Here is a 15,867-nt window from a genome sequence, read left to right as displayed (position 1 = left end):
AGAAGGGTGTAGCCGCCATTGAAGATCCCGTAACTCGGCACCGTCCCACGGCCCTGGCCCTCCACCCCGGCGCATGCCAGGCTGTCCGCCGTGCGTAAATGGACCTTGCTGCTGGGAGCGTTGTTCCTGCTGGTCACCGGATTCGGCGCCTGGTCGGCGACGCTGCAGTGGCAGCGGGCGGAACTGATCGACAACACCGGGGTCAGGGTCACGGGCGTGGTCTCCCGGATCGTCGACCCGGGCACGAAGTACGAGAAACAGGAGATCACCTACACCGTGGACGGGCGTCGCCACACCATGGTGAAGAACCTGGACACCGATCTCAGCCATCCGAAGCGGGGACACCGGGTGTGCCTGGAGGCGGCGCGTACACGTCCCGAGGTGGTCCGACTGTGCGGGGACCACTATCCGCAGGGAGACGACATGTTCCCCGTCTACGTGCTGGTGGCGGTGTTCAGCACGGCGGGTCTGCTGTTCGTCCTCGGGTATCTCGTCATCGGCGCACGCCAGGCCCGAGCGATCGGACTCGCGGCATGAGCACCTTTTCCATCGGCGGTGACCTCCTCGTACGCCGTCTCGGCTACGGCACCGCGCAGCTCACCGGTCCCGGCTACTGGGGAGTGCGCGGGGACGCCCGGGGCGCGGTGGCCGTGCTGCGGCGGGCGGTCGAGCGCGGGGTCACCCTCGTCGACACCGCCGACAACTACGGCCCCTCGATCGCCGACGAACTGGTCACCGAGGCCCTGCACCCTTATGCCGAGGGCCTGTTGATCGCCACGAAGGGTGGTGTCGTCCGCACCAGTGACAACGCCTGGCACGTCGCCGGGCGGCCCGAGCGGCTGCGTGCGATGTGCGAGGCCAGCCTGCGTCGGCTGCGGCTCGGCACGATCGGCCTGTACCAGCTGCACCGCCTCGACCCCGACGTTCCCATGGCCGAACAGCTCGGCACACTCGAGGAGTTGCGCGCCGAGGGCAAGATCCGCCACATCGGCCTGGACACGATCACCGCCGAACAGCTCGAGGCCGCACTGGAGTTGACCGACATCGCCTCCGTACAGAACCGCTACAACCTGCTCGACCGTACGTCCCAGCCGCTGCTGAAGCTGTGCGAGGAGCGCGGGATCGCGTTCCTGCCGTGGTTCCCACTGGGCAACGGCTCGCTGACCTCCGACCCGGTGTGCGCCGAGATCGCCGCCGCGCACGGGGCGACACCGGGGCAGATCGCGCTGGCCTGGCTGCTGCACCGCTCCCCCGTGCTCTGCCCCACTCCGGGCACCGGTTCGCTCCCCCATCTGGAGGAGAACCTGGACGCGGCCGCCGTTCGTCTCACGGACGAGGACATGTCCCGCCTGGACGCCCTGGGTTGAGCGGGGCCTACGGCGGCGTGCGAAGGGTCACTCCGCGGCGGGGCCGACCGGCGTCCCCTGGTGGAAGTACAGCAGCCAGCCCCGCTCGGTGAGCCGCCACAGTGAACTGCGGTGTGCCCGGCGGCCGTTGTCCTCTTCCGTGTCGAAGGTGAGGTGGACCACGTCCGGTGCCAGTTGCACACCCTTCATCCCCGAGGTGGTGATGGCCCGCACTCCCGGTTCCGTCGCCGCGGTCACCCCGGTGATGACCGAGGCACGGTCCCACAGCCGCCCGGAGGCGCCGACCTCGTGGAAATCCGGGTGCAGCAGTGCTCCGAGCCGCTCGGCCGAGCGGCGGATCTCCGGGTCCAGCAGGCGCAGTTCGCTCTCGATGGCGGCCTCGACGGCGGCGTTGCGCTCAGACACGGGTCAGCTCCTCGAGTTTGACGACGGTGTTCCAGTTGCGGGTGGTGGCGAGGACGCCCTTGAGGTACATCGGCCTGGACAGCGTCTCCGCCAGCTTGGAGCGGCCGAGGCCGTCGGGGGCGTACAGGTACAGCACGCGGTCGCCGAGACGGAACTCCTCCGGAAGGAAGGCCGCCGGGTCGACCGGGGCGAAGCGCTCGGCGTCGACGGGGCCGGAGAAGTACGTGGCGTGCAGCTGCTTGCCCTCCAGCTCGGCGGCGGGGAACGGGCATGCCTCCCGTACGGCCTTCAGATAGGCGTGGTCGCGGACCAGCACGCCGACGGCGAAACCGAAGTGCTTCTCGATGGCCCGGGTCAGTTCCGCCGCGAGGGACTCCTCGTCGCCGTGGTCGCTGCTGAACACCGCGTTTCCGCTCTGCAGATATGTGCGCACGTTGCCGTACCCGAGCCCCTCCATCAGGGGACGCAACTCGGCCATCGGCACCCTCTTGGCGCCGCCCACATTGATCCCGCGCAACAGCGCCGCGTACGTCGTCGTCATCCGGACACCTTAAAGCGGCCGTCGTACCTCACGGGGTGGGCACGACGGCCGCGACCCGGGGCCGGGCCGCACCCCTGATCCACCTCCCCGAGAAGTCCCGTTACATGTAAGGGGCTTCCATCCTCCCCAGTGCGGAGGCCCCGGGGTCCGAGGGGAGGACATGCGGCCCCAGGGGCTCACCAGGCAGCACGACGAGAGGTTCTTATCCGGCCCATACCTTCATAACGAAAGGTGGCGGCAGGGGCTGTCACCGCACACAGGGGGGCTAGTCCGTCATGGCGAACGGAGACACACAGGTGCGGGGCATCGCCGCCCGGGCCGGCGGCTGGAGCGCCCGGCACCGATGGGCGGCTGTCGGAATATGGGTACTGTTCGTCGTTCTGGCGATGGGCCTCGGCTCGGCCGCGGGCCGCGTGGACGTCAAGGAGAGCGACCAGCTCAAGGGCGAGACACACACCGCTGCCAAGATCATCGAAGACGCCGACATCAAGGAACCGGCCAGTGAGACCGTCCTGATCCAGGCGAAGGACACGAACACCAAGGCCACCGACGCCGAGTTCAAGAGCGCCGTCGCCGCGGTCGTCAAGGCGGTCGACGCCACCGGCAGGGCCACGGACGTGACCTCGCCGTACGACGCGAAGACGATCTCGAAGGACGGCCGCAGCGCACTCGTGCAGTTCGACATGCGCGGCGACGCCGAAACCGCGGGCGAGCGCGTCGAGCCCGTGCTGAACGCCGTCAAGGGCGTGCAGAAGGACCACTCGGGGCTGCGGATCGAGGAGATCGGCAGCGCCAGCATGAAGAAGCAGTACGACGACGCGTTCGGCGACGACTTCCAGAAGGCCGAGTACTCCGCCGTACCGGTGGCCCTCGGCATCCTGCTGATCGCCTTCGGCGCGCTGGTGGCGGCGCTGCTCCCGGTCGCGCTCGCGATCACCGCGATCATGGCCACCATGGGCCTGATGGGCATCGTCAGCCACCTTCAGCCGATGAGCGACACCGCCAACTCGGTGATGCTGCTCGTGGGCCTGGCGGTCGGTGTCGACTACTGCCTGTTCTATCTGCGCCGTGAGCGCGAGGAGCGCGAGGCCGGGCGGGACGCCGGTGCCGCGCTGCGGATCGCCGCCGCCACCAGTGGCCGCGCCATCATCGTCTCCGGTGTCACGGTGTGCGTGGCCATGGCGGGCATGCTCTTCACCGGGCTCGCCGAGTTCGAGGCGATGGGCCTCGCCTCGCTGATGGTCGTCGCGGTCGCCATGGTCGGATCGGTCACCGTGCTGCCCGCCCTGCTCTCGCTGCTCGGCGAGCGGGTGGAGAAGGGCCGCATCCCGTTCCTGAACCGGGCGAAGAGGCGCGGGGGCGGCCGTACGGGCAACCGTCGTGCGGCCGCCGAGGGCAGCCGGCTGTGGGGAGCCGTACTCCGCGTCGTGCTCGCCAAGCCCGCGGTCTCGCTGGTCGTCGCGACCGGTGCGCTGCTGGCCATCGCCGCTCCCGCGCTCGGCATGAAGACCCAACAGCTCACCCTGGACAAGGAGTTCGGGGACTCGCTGTCGATCGTGGGCACGTACAACCGGGTCAACGACGCCTTCCCGGGCGGCTCCGAGCCGGCCGAGGTGGTCGTCAAGGCGAAGGACATCAACGCCGCCGATGTGCAGTCCGCGCTCGCCGACTTCCGTGAGCTGGCGATCAGTTCGGGCGCCTCCCGAGGCCCGATCGACACCAAGACGCACTCGGCGCAGAACGTCGCCTTCGTGTACGTCCCCCTGGTCGGCGGCTCCGATCAGGACAAGGCGGAGAAGAGCCTGGAGCTGCTGCGCGACAAGGTGCGCCCCGAAACGCTCGGCAAGGTCGACGGCGTACAGGCGCCGGTCACGGGACAGGTCGCGGGGTCGCACGACTTCAACGACCAGCTGGTCGGCTCGGTGACCCCGGTCTTCGCCTTCGTGGTCGTCTTCGCCTTCCTGCTGATGCTGCTCTCCTTCCGCTCGCTGACGATCGCGATCACCTCGATCGTGCTCAACCTGCTTTCGGTCGCCGCCGCCTACGGCATCCTCGTCGGCGTCTTCCAGCACGGCTGGGGCGCGTCGCTGGTGGGCGCGGAGGGCGTGGGTGCCATCGTCGCCTGGCTGCCGCTGTTCCTCTTCGTGATCCTCTTCGGGCTCTCGATGGACTACCACGTGTTCGTGGTCTCGCGGATCCGGGAGGCGCGCCTGCGGGGCCGCAGCACCAAGGAGGCGATCCGGCACGGCGTGGTCACCACGGCCGGTGTCGTCACCAGCGCCGCGGTCATCATGGTCGCCGTCTTCGCGATCTTCGGGACGCTGTCCATGCAGTCCATGAAGCAGATGGGTGTGGGCCTGGCCGCCGCGGTACTCATCGACGCGACCATCATCCGGGGCGTGCTGCTGCCCGCCGTGATGGCTCTGCTCGGCGAGCACAACTGGTATCTGCCGAAGTGGCTGCACCGCCTGCCCGACCTCACGCACGACGAGGCACCGGAGGCTGTCGTGCCGCCGGCCTTGGAGGGTGAGCGGGTCGGGGTGTAACTCCCGGGCATCAGGGCTTGTTGGCTCCTTGGCGGGGGAGGAGCCAACAGGCCCTGTGCGCGTGTTTGTGTGGCCGGCCCGGCGTCCGGCATTCAGCGTTGATAGCGGGCCAGTACCAAGGTGCCGTCTCTCACCAGGCGTTGGCGCAGCTCTCCTGGGCCGATCGCCCCGCTGTAGTACTCCTGGAAGGCGGGGGTGGCGACCTTGTCCTTCCACTCCGGGTAGCCGCGCACGGACTGGGCGGGCGCCGATCGGAGGTGGGCGGCGAGTGCGGTACCTGTCGCCCAGTCGTCCTTGGTGGTGTGCAGGGCGGGGTCCTTGAGGGCCTCGGTGCCGGTCGGCAGCATCCAGTCGCCGAGGGCGAGGCGGACCATGTTCTTCGGCCGCAACAGGAAGTCGATGAACTCGGCGGCCTCCTTCTTGTGCGGACTGTCCTCGGAGACCGAGAGCGTCTGCGGGCTGACGCCCTGGGCGAGCCCGTCCGCGCCGGCCGGGGCGGGCAGCACCTGCCAGTCGAAGCCCTTCGGCGCCTGCTGCGCGATCTGCTGGCGGTAGGAGAAGCCGAGCGGCACCATCGCGTACTTGCCGCCGAAGAACCCGGGCAGCGTGTCGGAGCCGCCCATGCCGAGCGTCGTCCTGGCCGCGCTGTGGTCCGTGTTCACCTCGTCGTGGACGATCCCCGGGACCACCGCGTCGGCCGCGTCGAAGTGGACCGTCACCTTGCCGTCCTTGCCCCGGTGGAACATCTGCCCACCCGCGGAGAGGGAGAGGTTGAGCGTCGCCGACACCGGCTCCTTGAGCGGCCACGCGACGCCGTACGTGCCCTTGCCGCTCAGCCGCTTCGCGATGGCGCGGAACTCGTCCCAGGTCCACGGCTTCTCGGGGGTCGGAATGCGCACGCCCGACTCCTTCAGCCACGTGGCGTTGGCGATCAGGACACGCGGCTCCTGGAGGAACGGCACACCGTAGACACCGTTCCCGAAGGTCGTCGTCTCCCAACTCCGCTGTGGGATACCGGACTTGAGCCGGTCGGGCAGCAGCTCGCGCAGATCGGCGAGATAGCCGCCGTACGCGAAGTCCGCGAGGTCGTCCGAGGCGTCGTGGATGATGTCGGGCGCCTCCCCGCCCTCGAACGAGGTGAGCAACTGGTCGTGGACGCTGTCCCAACTCCCCTGGACGTACTCGACCTTGACGTCCGGATGGCTCGCGTTCCACTCCTTCACCAACTCCTTGTTGGCGGCGACGGACTCCTGCTGCCAGGCGAGGGACTGGAAACGGAGGGTGATCACTCCCCTCGATCCACCACCACTGTCCGTGCACCCGGTGAGCAGCAGGCCGCATACGGCCAAAGCCGCCAGCAGTCTCGTCCGCATCAGCTCTTCACCGCCCCTGCGAGCATGCCGCCCGTGATGCGCTTCTGGATGATCGCGAAGATGACCAGCGACGGCAGCGTCGCCAGGAACGCCGCCGCGGCCAGCGGTCCGAGGTCCGCGACACCCTCCGCTCCGATGAAGTGCGTGAGGACGACCGGCAACGTCTGTTTCTCCGGGGTCTTGAGCAGGACGAGCGCGAAGAAGAACTCGTTCCACGCGCTGATGAACGCGAACAGCGCCGTCGCCACGATGCCCGGCGCCAGCAGCGGGGCGGTGACGGAGATCAGCGTGCGCGCCCTTCCCGCCCCGTCGACCGCGGCCGCTTCCTCCAGCTCGGTGGGCACGGCCCGTACGTACCCCACCAGCATCCACAGCGCGAACGGCAGCGCCCACACCACGTACACCATGATCAATCCGGGCAACGAGTCGATCAGCCGCAGGTTCTTGAGGACCAGGAACAGCGGGATGATCACGAGCACGAAGGGGAACGCCTGGCTGACCACGACCCACCCGGTGGCGGCCTTCGCGAGCAGCGTGCGGTGCCGCGCCATGACGTACGCCATCGGGGTCGCGATCAGTACGGCGATCACCGCCGCGCCGAGCGCCGCGATCAGGGAGTTGAGCCCGGCGCGCAGCAACGGCTGCTCGTCGAAGGCCTGCCGGAAGTTGGCGAGGGTGGGGTCCTTGGGGATCCAGGTGGGGTGCAGGCTCGCCAGCTCGCGGGCCGGTTTGAACGCGGTGGAGATCAGCCAGAGGAAGGGGAAGGCGAGGAAGACGAGATAGGCAAGGAGCGCGAGGTACTGGCCCGCGCGGGCGCCCTTGCCGCTCTTCATGCGTCCTCATCTCCCCTCAGGCGGCCTACCAGATACACGGCGAGAATCACCGAGATCAGCGCGACCATCACACAGCCCATCGCCGCCGCATAGCCGAACTGCCCGTAGCGGAAGGCCTCTTCGTACGCGAAGAGCATGGGCAGTCGGGTGCGGCCGCCCGGACCACCGTTGGTCAGCACATAGACCAGCGCGAACGAGTTGAAGTTCCAGATGAGGTTGAGCGCCGTGATGGCGAGCGCGACCGGTCTCAGGGCGGGCCAGGTGACCGTCAGGAAGCGGCGCCAGGCGCCCGCGCCGTCCATCGCGGCCGCCTCGTGGAGTTCGCGCGGGGTGTTCTGCAGCCCGGCGAGCAGCGCGACCGTGGTCTGCGGCATGCCCGCCCAGACGCCGACGACGATCACCGCGGGCAGGGCGGTGCCGAGGCCGCTCAGCCAGTCATGGCCGTCGCCGAGGCCGAGGTCGCGCAGGGTCTCGTTGAGGATGCCGGCGTCCGGGTTGTAGACGAGCCGCCACATGATGCCGACGACGACCTCGGGCATCGCCCAGGGAACGATCGCGAGGGCGCGGGCCACCCAGCGCAGCCGCAGCTCCTGGTTGAGCAGCAGGGCGAGCCCGAGCCCGAGGAGGAACTGCGGCACGGTCACCCCGACGGCCCATACCAGACCGATCCGGAACGAGTCCCAGAACAGCGTGTCGTGCAGCAGGTCCTGGAAGTTGAGCACCCCGGTCCACCGCGTGGGCGCCGTCCGCCCCGACTGCGCATCGGTGAACGCCAGCGCGACCCCGTACAGCAGCGGTCCGACACTGAGCACCAGGATCGGGATCAGCGCGGGCAGCACCAGGAACCAGGCGCCGTGGTCGGCTGGACGACGGTCCCGGCCCGCCGTGCGCGGCGCCCGCTTCGATGACCGCTTCGTCGCGGTCGCCAGTGTCACGGATTCAGCTCCTTCGGGCGGCTCGTGGCGGTCCGGCCTCCCAGGCGGCCCCCGTCATGGTCGTGAAGGTGGTGTAGGTCGTCAAGAGACCGCGCACGCCGTCCGACCTGTGGCAATGCGACACTGGCCGACGGATGGCCTGAACACGACGCCGGACGCGAGAGCCGCGCGAGGACAGCGCCACGCGTACGCGAGGGACCGCGCGGGCAGCGCGGCAGGACACGGAGGCCAAGGATGGACGAGGCACGGGCGCGGGACGTACTGGCCGCGGCGGATGTGCTGCCGGGCTCGGCGCGGGACGCCACGCTCCTCGCCCTCGGCGAGAACGCGGTGTTCGCCGCCGATGGCCTGGTGGTCAAGGTGGGCCGCGACGCAGAACTCCTCGACCGCGCCCGGCGGGAGCTGGACATCGCGGCCTGGCTCGCCGAGGCGGGCGTCCCCGCGGTCCGCGCCGCCGAGTCCAAGGCGCTGCTGGTCGAGGGTCACCCGGTGACGGTGTGGCACCGGCTGCCCGATCCCGTACGCCCCGCTGAGCCACGGGATTTGGCCGAACTCCTACGGGTGGTGCACGCACTTCCCTCCCCCTCCTTCGCCTTGCCGCCCCGCGATCTGCTGGGCGGTGTGGAGCGCTGGCTGCGCCTTGCGGGCGACGCGATCGACCCCGCCGACGCGGCGTATCTGCGGGCGCGGCGCGACGGCTTCACTCAGGCCGCCGCCGCGCTCGTCCCCCATCTGCCGCCGGGCCCGATCCACGGCGACGCGCTGCCCCGCAATGTCCACGTCGGCCCCGGCGGCCCGGTCCTGGTCGACCTCGAGACCTTCTCCGCCGACCTGCGCGAGCACGACCTGGTGGTCATGGCGCTGTCCCGCGACCGCTACGGGCTCCCGGGCGAGGCGTACGACTCCTTCACCGAGACGTACGGCTGGGACGTCCGCGAGTGGGAGGGCTGCTCCGTGCTGCGCGGAGCTCGCGAGACCGCCAGCTGCGCCTGGGTCGCCCAGCACGCGCCGGTCAACCCCAAGGCGCTCGCCGAGTTCGAGCGGAGGGTGGCGTCACTGCGGGACGGGGACGAGACGGTGCGCTGGTATCCCTTCTGAACCTGACCCGGACGGAAGGCTGGTCCCCTTCTTAACCGGAAGTCGGGCTCAGACCCGCTCGTCCGCCAGGTCCCGCAGCGGCCACGTCCCGTCCACCACCGCGTCCGCGTCGCCCTTGCGGCGCAGGAAGCTCTGGAAGTCCGCGGCCCATTCCGCGTACCACTCGATCTGGCGGCGGTGCAGGTCCGCGGGGCCGAGGGCGGCGACCTTCGGGTGGCGGCCGGCTATCGCGCAGGCGAGCCGGGCCGCGGCCAGCGCGTCGGCCGATGCGTCGTGGGCGGAGTCCAGCGCCACCCCGTACTCCGTGCAGACCGCTTCGAGATTGCGCTTGCCTCTGCGGTAGCGGTCCACGGAGCGGTCGATCGTGTACGGGTCGATGACGGGGGCGGGGTCGATTCCGCCGAGCCGGTCGCGCAGCGACGGCAGTCCGTAGCGCCGCAGTTCGGCGGAGAGCAGGGTCAGGTCGAAGGCAGCGTTGTACGCGACGACCGGGACGCCCGTCTTCCAGTAGGTGGTGAGGACGCCGGCGATCGCGTCGGCGACCTCGTCCGCGGGCCTGCCCTCGGTGGCCGCCCGCTCGTTCGTGATCCCGTGCACCGCCACCGCGTCCACCGGGATCTCCACGCCCGGATCGGCCAGCCACTCGCGGTGGCCTATCGGCTCCGAGCCCTTGACCTCGATCACGGCCCCCGTGACGATGCGCGCCTCGCGCGGATCCGTCCCGGTCGTCTCCAGGTCGAAGCCGATCAGCAGCTCCCGGTGCCAGCCCATGGGCGGCCCCCCTTCTTCGTGGTGCTTTCCCCCAGTGGTCTCCACGATCGCACGCGCCACTGACAATCCGAGGACCGCCTTCCGCTTGCAGGCTTCCGGTCCCCCGACGGGTGAGACTTTCAGGACACCGGTCGCGAATCCACCCAAGCCACCTCGAACTCCTCGCGGTATGTAGGGAAAAGCCCTTCTTCGCCAATCTCGTCCGGTTTCACCAACCGGCCGCCGCCGCGCAGCACGAGCACCGGCGTCTCCATCCCCCGCGTGCGGCGCAGATACGACTGCACGACCGCGATACCGTCCGAGCCGTCCCCGTCCACGAGGTAGGCCGTGAAGCGGGGCGTCTCGTCGAAGACCTGGATCTCGAAGGCGCCCGGGTCGCGCAGCTTGGACCGCACCCGGCGCATGTGCAGGATGTTCATCTCGACGGCGCGGCTCAACTCACCGCGCTTGATGCCGAGTTCCCGCTCGCGCCGCTTGACCGCGCTGGACGCGGGGTTCAGGAACAGCAGCCGGACCCGGCAGCCGGACTCGGCGAGGCGCACGAGCCGCCGCCCGGAGAAGTTCTGCACCAGCAGATTGAGGCCGATGCCGATGGCGTCGAGGCGGCGGGCGCCGCCGAAGAGGTCCTCGGCGGGGAACTGGCGCAGCAGCCGCACCCGGTCCGAGTGCACGCCGACCACGTCCGCGTACCGGTCGCCGACCAGGTTCTCCACGGCGTCGACGGGCAGCCGCCGCGCCGAAGGCACATCGCTGCCGGCACCGAGTATCTCCAGAAGCTTCGCCGCCGCCCGCTCGGCCTGACCGAGGACGGCCTCGGACAGCGCCCGGTTGCGGGAGACCACGTTCCGGGTCACTTCGAGCTCGTCCAGGGCGAGTTCGACGTCCCTGCGCTCGTCGAAGTACGGTTCGAAGCAGGGCCAGTGCTGCACCATCAGCTCGCGCAGCTGCGGCAACGTGAGGAAACTGAGCACATTGTCGTCGGCCGGGTCGAGCAAGTACCCCTTGCGGCGGCTGACTTCACGTACGGCGACCGCGCGCTGCACCCACTCCTGTCCGGCGGGTCCAGCGGCGGCGACCACCCATTCGTCGCCGTGGACGGGTTCGTAGATGGGGCGGAGAACAGCGGCCACGACCGCGCGCAGCCGCTGTTCGACCAGGTTCAGCCAGATGTAGGCACGCCCGGCTCGCTGGGCGCGCGTACGCACCTCGCGCCAGGCGTCGGCGCCCCAGTCCAACTCCGGTCCAATGGATCCCATTTCCATCGGCCGTGCCAGGGACACCGCGCCGGGTGGGACATCTGTGGAGTTCCCCTCGTGACCCTCGTCACCAGGAGGCAGCTCCAGCCCTCCCGAGCCCACCCGCGCACCGCCTTCCGCTCCCCCGAGCTCTCCCCAGGGGCCAGGCCCCAATCAACGATCAAGGAAGAGTACTCCGGGAGCGGTGGGCGGTGCAGCCCGATGGACAGGTCGTTTCTCAACTACCGTTTTGCACATGGCCGTTCTGGTCGGCGAGCTCCGGCGGAGTGAGCGGATTCATAGCGGTCACGTCCCGCGGGGCTATGGAAAAGCCCTGCCAGTGAACCGGCATGGGCTGCTGGTCCTCGTCGCGCGCGATGTGGTGGAAGCCCACGTTGACCCAGACAACGGGGTGGGTCAGCGTCTGCCCGCCGATCCACTTGTCGACCGACTTGCCGTGTCCGGCACCGCAGTTGCGCAGGTTGTCGCTGGCGAACTGCTCGCACTTGTTGTACTCGGTGAAGTAGATGTCGTGCTTGGTGAAGGGGCGGCCGAGGTACTTGGTGGTCGCGCCCGGGACGATCTCGTACGAGCGCGCGTGCTCGTCCTTGTTCTTGCCGGTGTTGCTGACGACGCGCCACCAGCGCATGTTCTTGGCATCGCCGGCGAGTTCCTTGGTGACCTTCGTACGAGTGGTCTTGTTGCTCGGGGCCTCGGCGCCGTGCGCGGGCGGGCTGACCGTGGAGTCGTACTGCTCGACCTTGGCCTTGGAGGAGCCGTCGAGGTCGAAGTTGAGCCGCCAGAAGATGTTGTGGCTGTGGCTGGTGGCGTAGGCCTTGGCGCCCTTGCCGATCGGCCAGCCACGGCCGTCGCCCGCGTCGTAGTCACCGGGCGAGAGGCTGCCGGTGGCGCCGGCGTTCATGCTGAGGGTGCCGTCGTCCTGGAAGCGCCACTCGGTGATGTACTCGTACCAGCCGACCTTGTTGACGGTGTAGATCAACAGGTCCTTGCCCTGCTTCTGGAAGACCTTGTTCCCCGTGTCGGCCTCCATGCGGTACGCGTGGCCGCGCGAACGGGTCGTGGTGCACAGGCCCTTGACGTTGGGGTGCTGCGGATCCCAGGCGTCGGGCACCTTGACCGTCTTGATGGTGCCGCCGGGACACTCGGCGGGGTCCATGTCCATCAGTCCCTGTCCGAAGCCGGCACCCGTGAGGTCGCTGTACTCGACCGAGCCGTCGTCGTACGGGACGTCGATCTGGGCGAGCTTCGCGCTGGCCAGGACCTTGATCGGGTGGGCCTCACCGGGGGGCTGGTAGGAGATGTTCTCCAGCACGAGCCCCGCCTCGCTCTCATAGTGCCAGCACATCCGCCAGGTGGTGCCGGTGGCGAGCTTCTGTTCGATCTTGTACGCCGTGCTGCAGTCGGCGGCCGCCGCGGAGGCGGCCTTGGGCTGGGCGACGGCCGGTCCGGCGGCCGTCGTCGCGCCGGCGGCCAGGGCGAGCGCCGAAAGGCCCACCGCCGTTCGGCTGCGGGCACGGCTGATTCTGTTGACGCGCATGAAGAAGTGACTCCTTGCGGAAAGCAGGAAAGTTGCGAAGAAGCTGGAAGGTGAGAGAAGGCCGCGCTCAGCCGAGCTTGCCGACCTTGCGGGCGCTCAGGTCGATCACCAGGTGGCGGCTGTCGATCCAGGCCCCGTTCTTGACCTTCGGGAAGAGCCGTACACACCGGTGCTCGCCGCAGGCGTCGAGGCCGGCGGGCTGTGCGCCGGACGTCGCGCGGTAGACCATGCTGTTGAGCATCAGCTGGTCGGGCGAGGTCAGCTCCTTGCCGGTGGCGTCCTTGAAGTCGGCCTTCAGGCCCGCGCCGAGCGGGTCGGCGATCAGCAGCTTGGCGGCCTCGACCATCTCGTCGTGGCTGATGGGCGGCTGGACGTCGTGCTGGGTGCCCGTCTTCTCGACCTTCCCGGTGTCGAGATTGACGGTCTTGGTGACGAGCGTGTCACCCTTGTAGTCGTAGAACGACACGTCGGCGCGCCGGGGCGCGTTCGGGTCGTCCAGTTCGTTCGCCTCGGGTTCGGCGAGGTTGACGCTGATGCGCTGCGGTCCGCGCTCGCCCTCGACGTTCTCGCCGGCGTCGAGCAGTTGCTGATTCAGCGCGATCCGCTCGACCCGCTTCATCTCGTCGTCGGTCAGCGGGTCACGGCCCTTGCCCTTGTCGCCCTGGGCCGGAGCCTGCTCGACGACGCCGGGCTGCACCGCCGCCTGTCCTTGCTGCGCCGCCTCCTGCGACGTCCCGCTGCCACCCTGAGCCCCGCCCGATTCGTCGGCCCCCGCCGAGCCCGGAAGAGTGATCCCGACCATCACGGCCGTCCCGGCCACCGCGATGGCCGCACCTGCCACCACCTTGCCCAGGTGGCGGTGCACTATCTTGCGCACATTTCCCCCTACTCCCTCTATGTCGTCAGGAGTCGTTCGAGCCCCACTGGTTCGGCATACGACGTATGCCTGGTCAGTGGGTAAGAGGGATGTAAGTCATAGGAGGTTCCATCACTTTCGGGGAGACTCGGCTCGCAGGCGCCCCCCGGGGCACGGCACTACTGGAAGAGTCGTATCCATGCAGGTCTGGCCTGGAGAGGCATATCCACTCGGTGCCACGTACGACGGCGCCGGTACCAATTTCGCGGTCTTCTCGGAGGCCGCCGACCGTATCGAGCTGTGTCTGCTGCACGACGACGGCTCGGAGACCGCGGTGGAACTGCGCGAGACCGACGCCTTCGTCCGGCACGCGTACCTGCCGGGGATCATGCCCGGACAGCGGTACGGCTTCCGGGTGCACGGGCAGTACGCGCCCGGGCGCGGGCAGCGCGCCAACTCGGCGAAGCTCCTGCTCGATCCCTACGCGCGCGCCATCAGCGGCACGATCAAGTGGGGCGAGGAGGTGTACGGCTATCCCTTCGGAGCGCCCGACAAGCGCAACGACCTGGACTCGGCACCCCACACGATGACATCGGTGGTGGTCAACCCGTACTTCGACTGGGGCGACGACCGGCTCCCGCGCATCGACTACCACCGCACGGTGCTCTACGAGGCCCATGTGAAGGGCCTGACGATGCTGCACCCGGGCCTCCCCGAGGAACTGCGCGGCACGTACGCGGCGCTCGCACACCCGGCCATCATCGAACACCTGACCGAGCTCGGCGTGACGGCCCTGGAACTGATGCCGGTGCACCAGTTCGTGAACGACCACCGTCTGGTGGACATGGGCCTCAACAACTACTGGGGCTACAACACCATCGGCTTCTTCGCCCCGCACAACGCGTACGCCTCCTGGGGCGACCGGGGCCAGCAGGTCCTGGAGTTCAAATCGGCGGTCCGGGCACTGCACGAGGCAGGCATCGAGGTCATCCTCGACGTGGTCTACAACCACACGGCCGAGGGCAACCACCTGGGTCCGACGCTGTCCTTCAGGGGCCTGGACAACGCGTCGTACTACCGCCTGGCGGACGATCCGCGCTACTACATGGACACCACGGGGACCGGCAATTCCCTTCTCATGCGCTCCCCGCACGTGCTCCAGCTGATCATGGACTCGTTGCGCTACTGGGTCACCGACATGCACGTCGACGGTTTCCGCTTCGACCTCGCCGCCACCCTTGCGAGGCAGTTCCACGAGGTGGACCGGCTGTCGTCGTTCTTCGACCTCGTCCAGCAGGACCCGGTGGTCTCCCAGGTGAAGCTGATCGCGGAGCCGTGGGACGTCGGCGAGGGCGGGTACCAGGTGGGCAATTTCCCGCCTTTGTGGACCGAGTGGAACGGCAAGTACCGCGACACCGTACGGGACCTGTGGCGCGGCGAGCCGCGCACACTGGCCGAGTTCGCGTCCCGTCTGACGGGCTCGTCGGACCTCTACCAGGACGACGGCCGCCGCCCGCTCGCCTCCATCAACTTCGTGACCTGCCACGACGGCTTCACGCTCAACGATCTCGTCTCCTACAACAACAAGCGCAACCAGGCCAACGGCGAGGACAACCGCGACGGCGAGAGCCACAACCGGTCCTGGAACTGCGGTGCCGAGGGCGACACCGACGACGAGGCAGTACTGGCCCTGCGGGCCCGTCAGCGGCGCAACTTCGTCGCCACGCTGATGCTCTCCCAGGGCGTGCCGATGCTCAGCCACGGAGACGAGTTCGCGCGCACCCAGGGCGGCAACAACAACGCCTACTGCCAGGACAGCGAGCTTTCCTGGGTGCCCTGGCCGGAGGACGGCAGCGAGCTTCTGGAGTTCACCCGCGCGATGGTGTGGCTGCGGCGCGACCACCCCGTCTTCCGGCGGCGCCGGTTCTTCCACGGGCGGCCCGTGCAGGGCACGCACGACGAGCTGTCCGACATCGCGTGGTTCACCCCGGAGGGCACGGAGATGACGCAGCGCGACTGGGGCTCCGCGCAGGCACGGGCGCTGTCCGTCTTCCTCAACGGCAACGCGATCTCCGAGCCCGGTCCGCGCGGGGAGCGCATCACCGACGACTCCTTCCTGCTGATGTTCAACGCCTCGCCGAAGGCCCTGGAGTTCGTGGTGCCCGTCAACCACGGACGCCAGTGGCAGGTCGTCGTCGACACCGCCCGCCCCGAGGGAGTGACACCGGGCACCGGCTCCAAGGTCCAGGCCGGCGACCACCGCGCGTCCGCGGTGCCGTCCTTGTGGTGCCCGGCCTGGTGCCCGTGGGGGCCCTTGTTGCCCTGATGGAGGCCGAAGACGTGTGTGGG

At 69.2% G+C, this 15,867-nt stretch carries 14 protein-coding genes; 5 read left to right on the top strand and 9 right to left on the bottom strand.

Annotated features, from left to right (window positions below; translation table 11 throughout):
- Positions 1 to 90: 90 nt before the first annotated feature.
- Together AB0D27_RS35165 and AB0D27_RS35160 are read left to right on the top strand one after the other, a co-directional pair.
- A complete protein-coding gene (locus tag AB0D27_RS35165; RefSeq protein ID WP_362516720.1) occupies positions 91 to 537 on the top strand; it encodes a hypothetical protein in 447 nt (148 codons plus the stop codon).
- On the top strand, positions 534 to 1,367 hold the full coding sequence (locus AB0D27_RS35160; RefSeq protein WP_362516718.1) for an aldo/keto reductase: 834 nt from the start codon (positions 534 to 536) through the stop codon (positions 1,365 to 1,367). Before AB0D27_RS35165 ends, AB0D27_RS35160 begins: the two co-directional genes overlap by 4 nt.
- A 27-nt stretch (positions 1,368 to 1,394) precedes the next feature.
- Here the strand turns inward: AB0D27_RS35160 and AB0D27_RS35155 are convergent, their stop codons facing one another.
- Positions 1,395 to 1,772, bottom strand: a complete 378-nt coding sequence (locus tag AB0D27_RS35155; RefSeq protein ID WP_362516716.1) for a DUF4440 domain-containing protein — start codon at positions 1,770 to 1,772, stop codon at positions 1,395 to 1,397.
- A complete protein-coding gene (locus tag AB0D27_RS35150) occupies positions 1,765 to 2,313 on the bottom strand; it encodes a DUF1697 domain-containing protein (RefSeq protein ID WP_362516715.1) in 549 nt (182 codons plus the stop codon). Before AB0D27_RS35150 ends, AB0D27_RS35155 begins: the two co-directional genes overlap by 8 nt.
- Before the next feature lie 275 nt (positions 2,314 to 2,588).
- On the opposite strand from AB0D27_RS35150, the gene AB0D27_RS35145 reads away from it, so the two are divergent.
- Positions 2,589 to 4,859, top strand: a complete 2,271-nt coding sequence (locus AB0D27_RS35145) for an MMPL family transporter (RefSeq protein ID WP_362516713.1) — start codon at positions 2,589 to 2,591, stop codon at positions 4,857 to 4,859.
- Positions 4,860 to 4,951: 92 nt separating this feature from the next.
- On the opposite strand, the gene AB0D27_RS35140 is transcribed toward AB0D27_RS35145, so the two are convergent.
- From AB0D27_RS35140 to AB0D27_RS35130, 3 genes are read right to left on the bottom strand one after another with little or no spacing between them, the layout of a single operon-like run.
- A complete protein-coding gene (locus tag AB0D27_RS35140; RefSeq protein ID WP_362516711.1) occupies positions 4,952 to 6,232 on the bottom strand; it encodes a sugar ABC transporter substrate-binding protein in 1,281 nt (426 codons plus the stop codon).
- Entirely contained in the window at positions 6,232 to 7,065 is an 834-nt protein-coding gene (locus AB0D27_RS35135; protein ID WP_362516709.1) for a carbohydrate ABC transporter permease, read from the bottom strand. The genes AB0D27_RS35140 and AB0D27_RS35135 overlap by 1 nt, the downstream gene beginning before the upstream one ends.
- Positions 7,062 to 8,000: a sugar ABC transporter permease gene (locus tag AB0D27_RS35130; RefSeq protein ID WP_362516707.1), complete on the bottom strand. Its 939-nt coding sequence runs from the start codon at positions 7,998 to 8,000 to the stop codon at positions 7,062 to 7,064. Before AB0D27_RS35130 ends, AB0D27_RS35135 begins: the two co-directional genes overlap by 4 nt.
- Positions 8,001 to 8,234: 234 nt before the next feature.
- On the opposite strand from AB0D27_RS35130, the gene AB0D27_RS35125 reads away from it, so the two are divergent.
- Complete coding sequence (locus tag AB0D27_RS35125) at positions 8,235 to 9,098, top strand: aminoglycoside phosphotransferase family protein (protein WP_362516705.1); 864 nt, start codon at positions 8,235 to 8,237, stop codon at positions 9,096 to 9,098.
- Positions 9,099 to 9,146: 48 nt separating this feature from the next.
- Here AB0D27_RS35125 and AB0D27_RS35120 read toward each other — a convergent pair whose 3' ends face one another.
- The 4 genes from AB0D27_RS35120 to AB0D27_RS35105 form a co-directional block, all read right to left on the bottom strand.
- On the bottom strand, positions 9,147 to 9,869 hold the full coding sequence (locus AB0D27_RS35120) for a 3'-5' exonuclease (protein ID WP_362516703.1): 723 nt from the start codon (positions 9,867 to 9,869) through the stop codon (positions 9,147 to 9,149).
- A 119-nt stretch (positions 9,870 to 9,988) separates the two neighbouring features.
- Positions 9,989 to 11,227 carry an SAV2148 family HEPN domain-containing protein gene (locus AB0D27_RS35115; protein ID WP_362516702.1) on the bottom strand — a complete coding sequence of 413 codons (1,239 nt, stop codon included), beginning with the start codon at positions 11,225 to 11,227 and terminating at the stop codon, positions 9,989 to 9,991.
- Positions 11,228 to 11,342: 115 nt separating this feature from the next.
- Positions 11,343 to 12,662 (bottom strand): copper amine oxidase, encoded by a 1,320-nt coding sequence (locus AB0D27_RS35110; RefSeq protein WP_362516700.1) that lies wholly within the window; start codon positions 12,660 to 12,662, stop codon positions 11,343 to 11,345.
- Between the two features lie 67 nt (positions 12,663 to 12,729).
- Positions 12,730 to 13,539, bottom strand: a complete 810-nt coding sequence (locus AB0D27_RS35105) for a Tat pathway signal sequence domain protein (RefSeq protein WP_362516698.1) — start codon at positions 13,537 to 13,539, stop codon at positions 12,730 to 12,732.
- 178 nt (positions 13,540 to 13,717) lie between these two features.
- Here AB0D27_RS35105 and glgX point away from each other — a divergent pair, with 178 nt between their 5' ends.
- Positions 13,718 to 15,844, top strand: a complete 2,127-nt coding sequence (glgX, locus tag AB0D27_RS35100; protein WP_362516696.1) for a glycogen debranching protein GlgX — start codon at positions 13,718 to 13,720, stop codon at positions 15,842 to 15,844.
- The last annotated feature ends 23 nt before the right edge of the window (positions 15,845 to 15,867 follow it).

The organism is Streptomyces sp. NPDC048415, assembly GCF_040651675.1.
In the GTDB taxonomy this organism is placed as follows: domain Bacteria; phylum Actinomycetota; class Actinomycetes; order Streptomycetales; family Streptomycetaceae; genus Streptomyces.
This window is presented reverse-complemented; position numbering and strand designations above follow the sequence as displayed.

What these genes read in the sequence shown, in the direction of transcription:
- AB0D27_RS35125 (WP_362516705.1), top strand. Translation starts at nt 8,235, where the DNA reads ATGGACGAGGCACGGGCGCGGGACGTACTGGCCGCGGCGGATGTGCTG.
- AB0D27_RS35135 (WP_362516709.1), bottom strand. Translation starts at nt 7,065, where the DNA reads ATGAAGAGCGGCAAGGGCGCCCGCGCGGGCCAGTACCTCGCGCTCCTT.
- glgX (WP_362516696.1), top strand. Translation starts at nt 13,718, where the DNA reads ATGCAGGTCTGGCCTGGAGAGGCATATCCACTCGGTGCCACGTACGAC.
- AB0D27_RS35110 (WP_362516700.1), bottom strand. Translation starts at nt 12,662, where the DNA reads ATGCGCGTCAACAGAATCAGCCGTGCCCGCAGCCGAACGGCGGTGGGC.
- AB0D27_RS35145 (WP_362516713.1), top strand. Translation starts at nt 2,589, where the DNA reads ATGGCGAACGGAGACACACAGGTGCGGGGCATCGCCGCCCGGGCCGGC.
- AB0D27_RS35150 (WP_362516715.1), bottom strand. Translation starts at nt 2,313, where the DNA reads ATGACGACGACGTACGCGGCGCTGTTGCGCGGGATCAATGTGGGCGGC.
- AB0D27_RS35140 (WP_362516711.1), bottom strand. Translation starts at nt 6,232, where the DNA reads ATGCGGACGAGACTGCTGGCGGCTTTGGCCGTATGCGGCCTGCTGCTC.
- AB0D27_RS35120 (WP_362516703.1), bottom strand. Translation starts at nt 9,869, where the DNA reads ATGGGCTGGCACCGGGAGCTGCTGATCGGCTTCGACCTGGAGACGACC.
- AB0D27_RS35160 (WP_362516718.1), top strand. Translation starts at nt 534, where the DNA reads ATGAGCACCTTTTCCATCGGCGGTGACCTCCTCGTACGCCGTCTCGGC.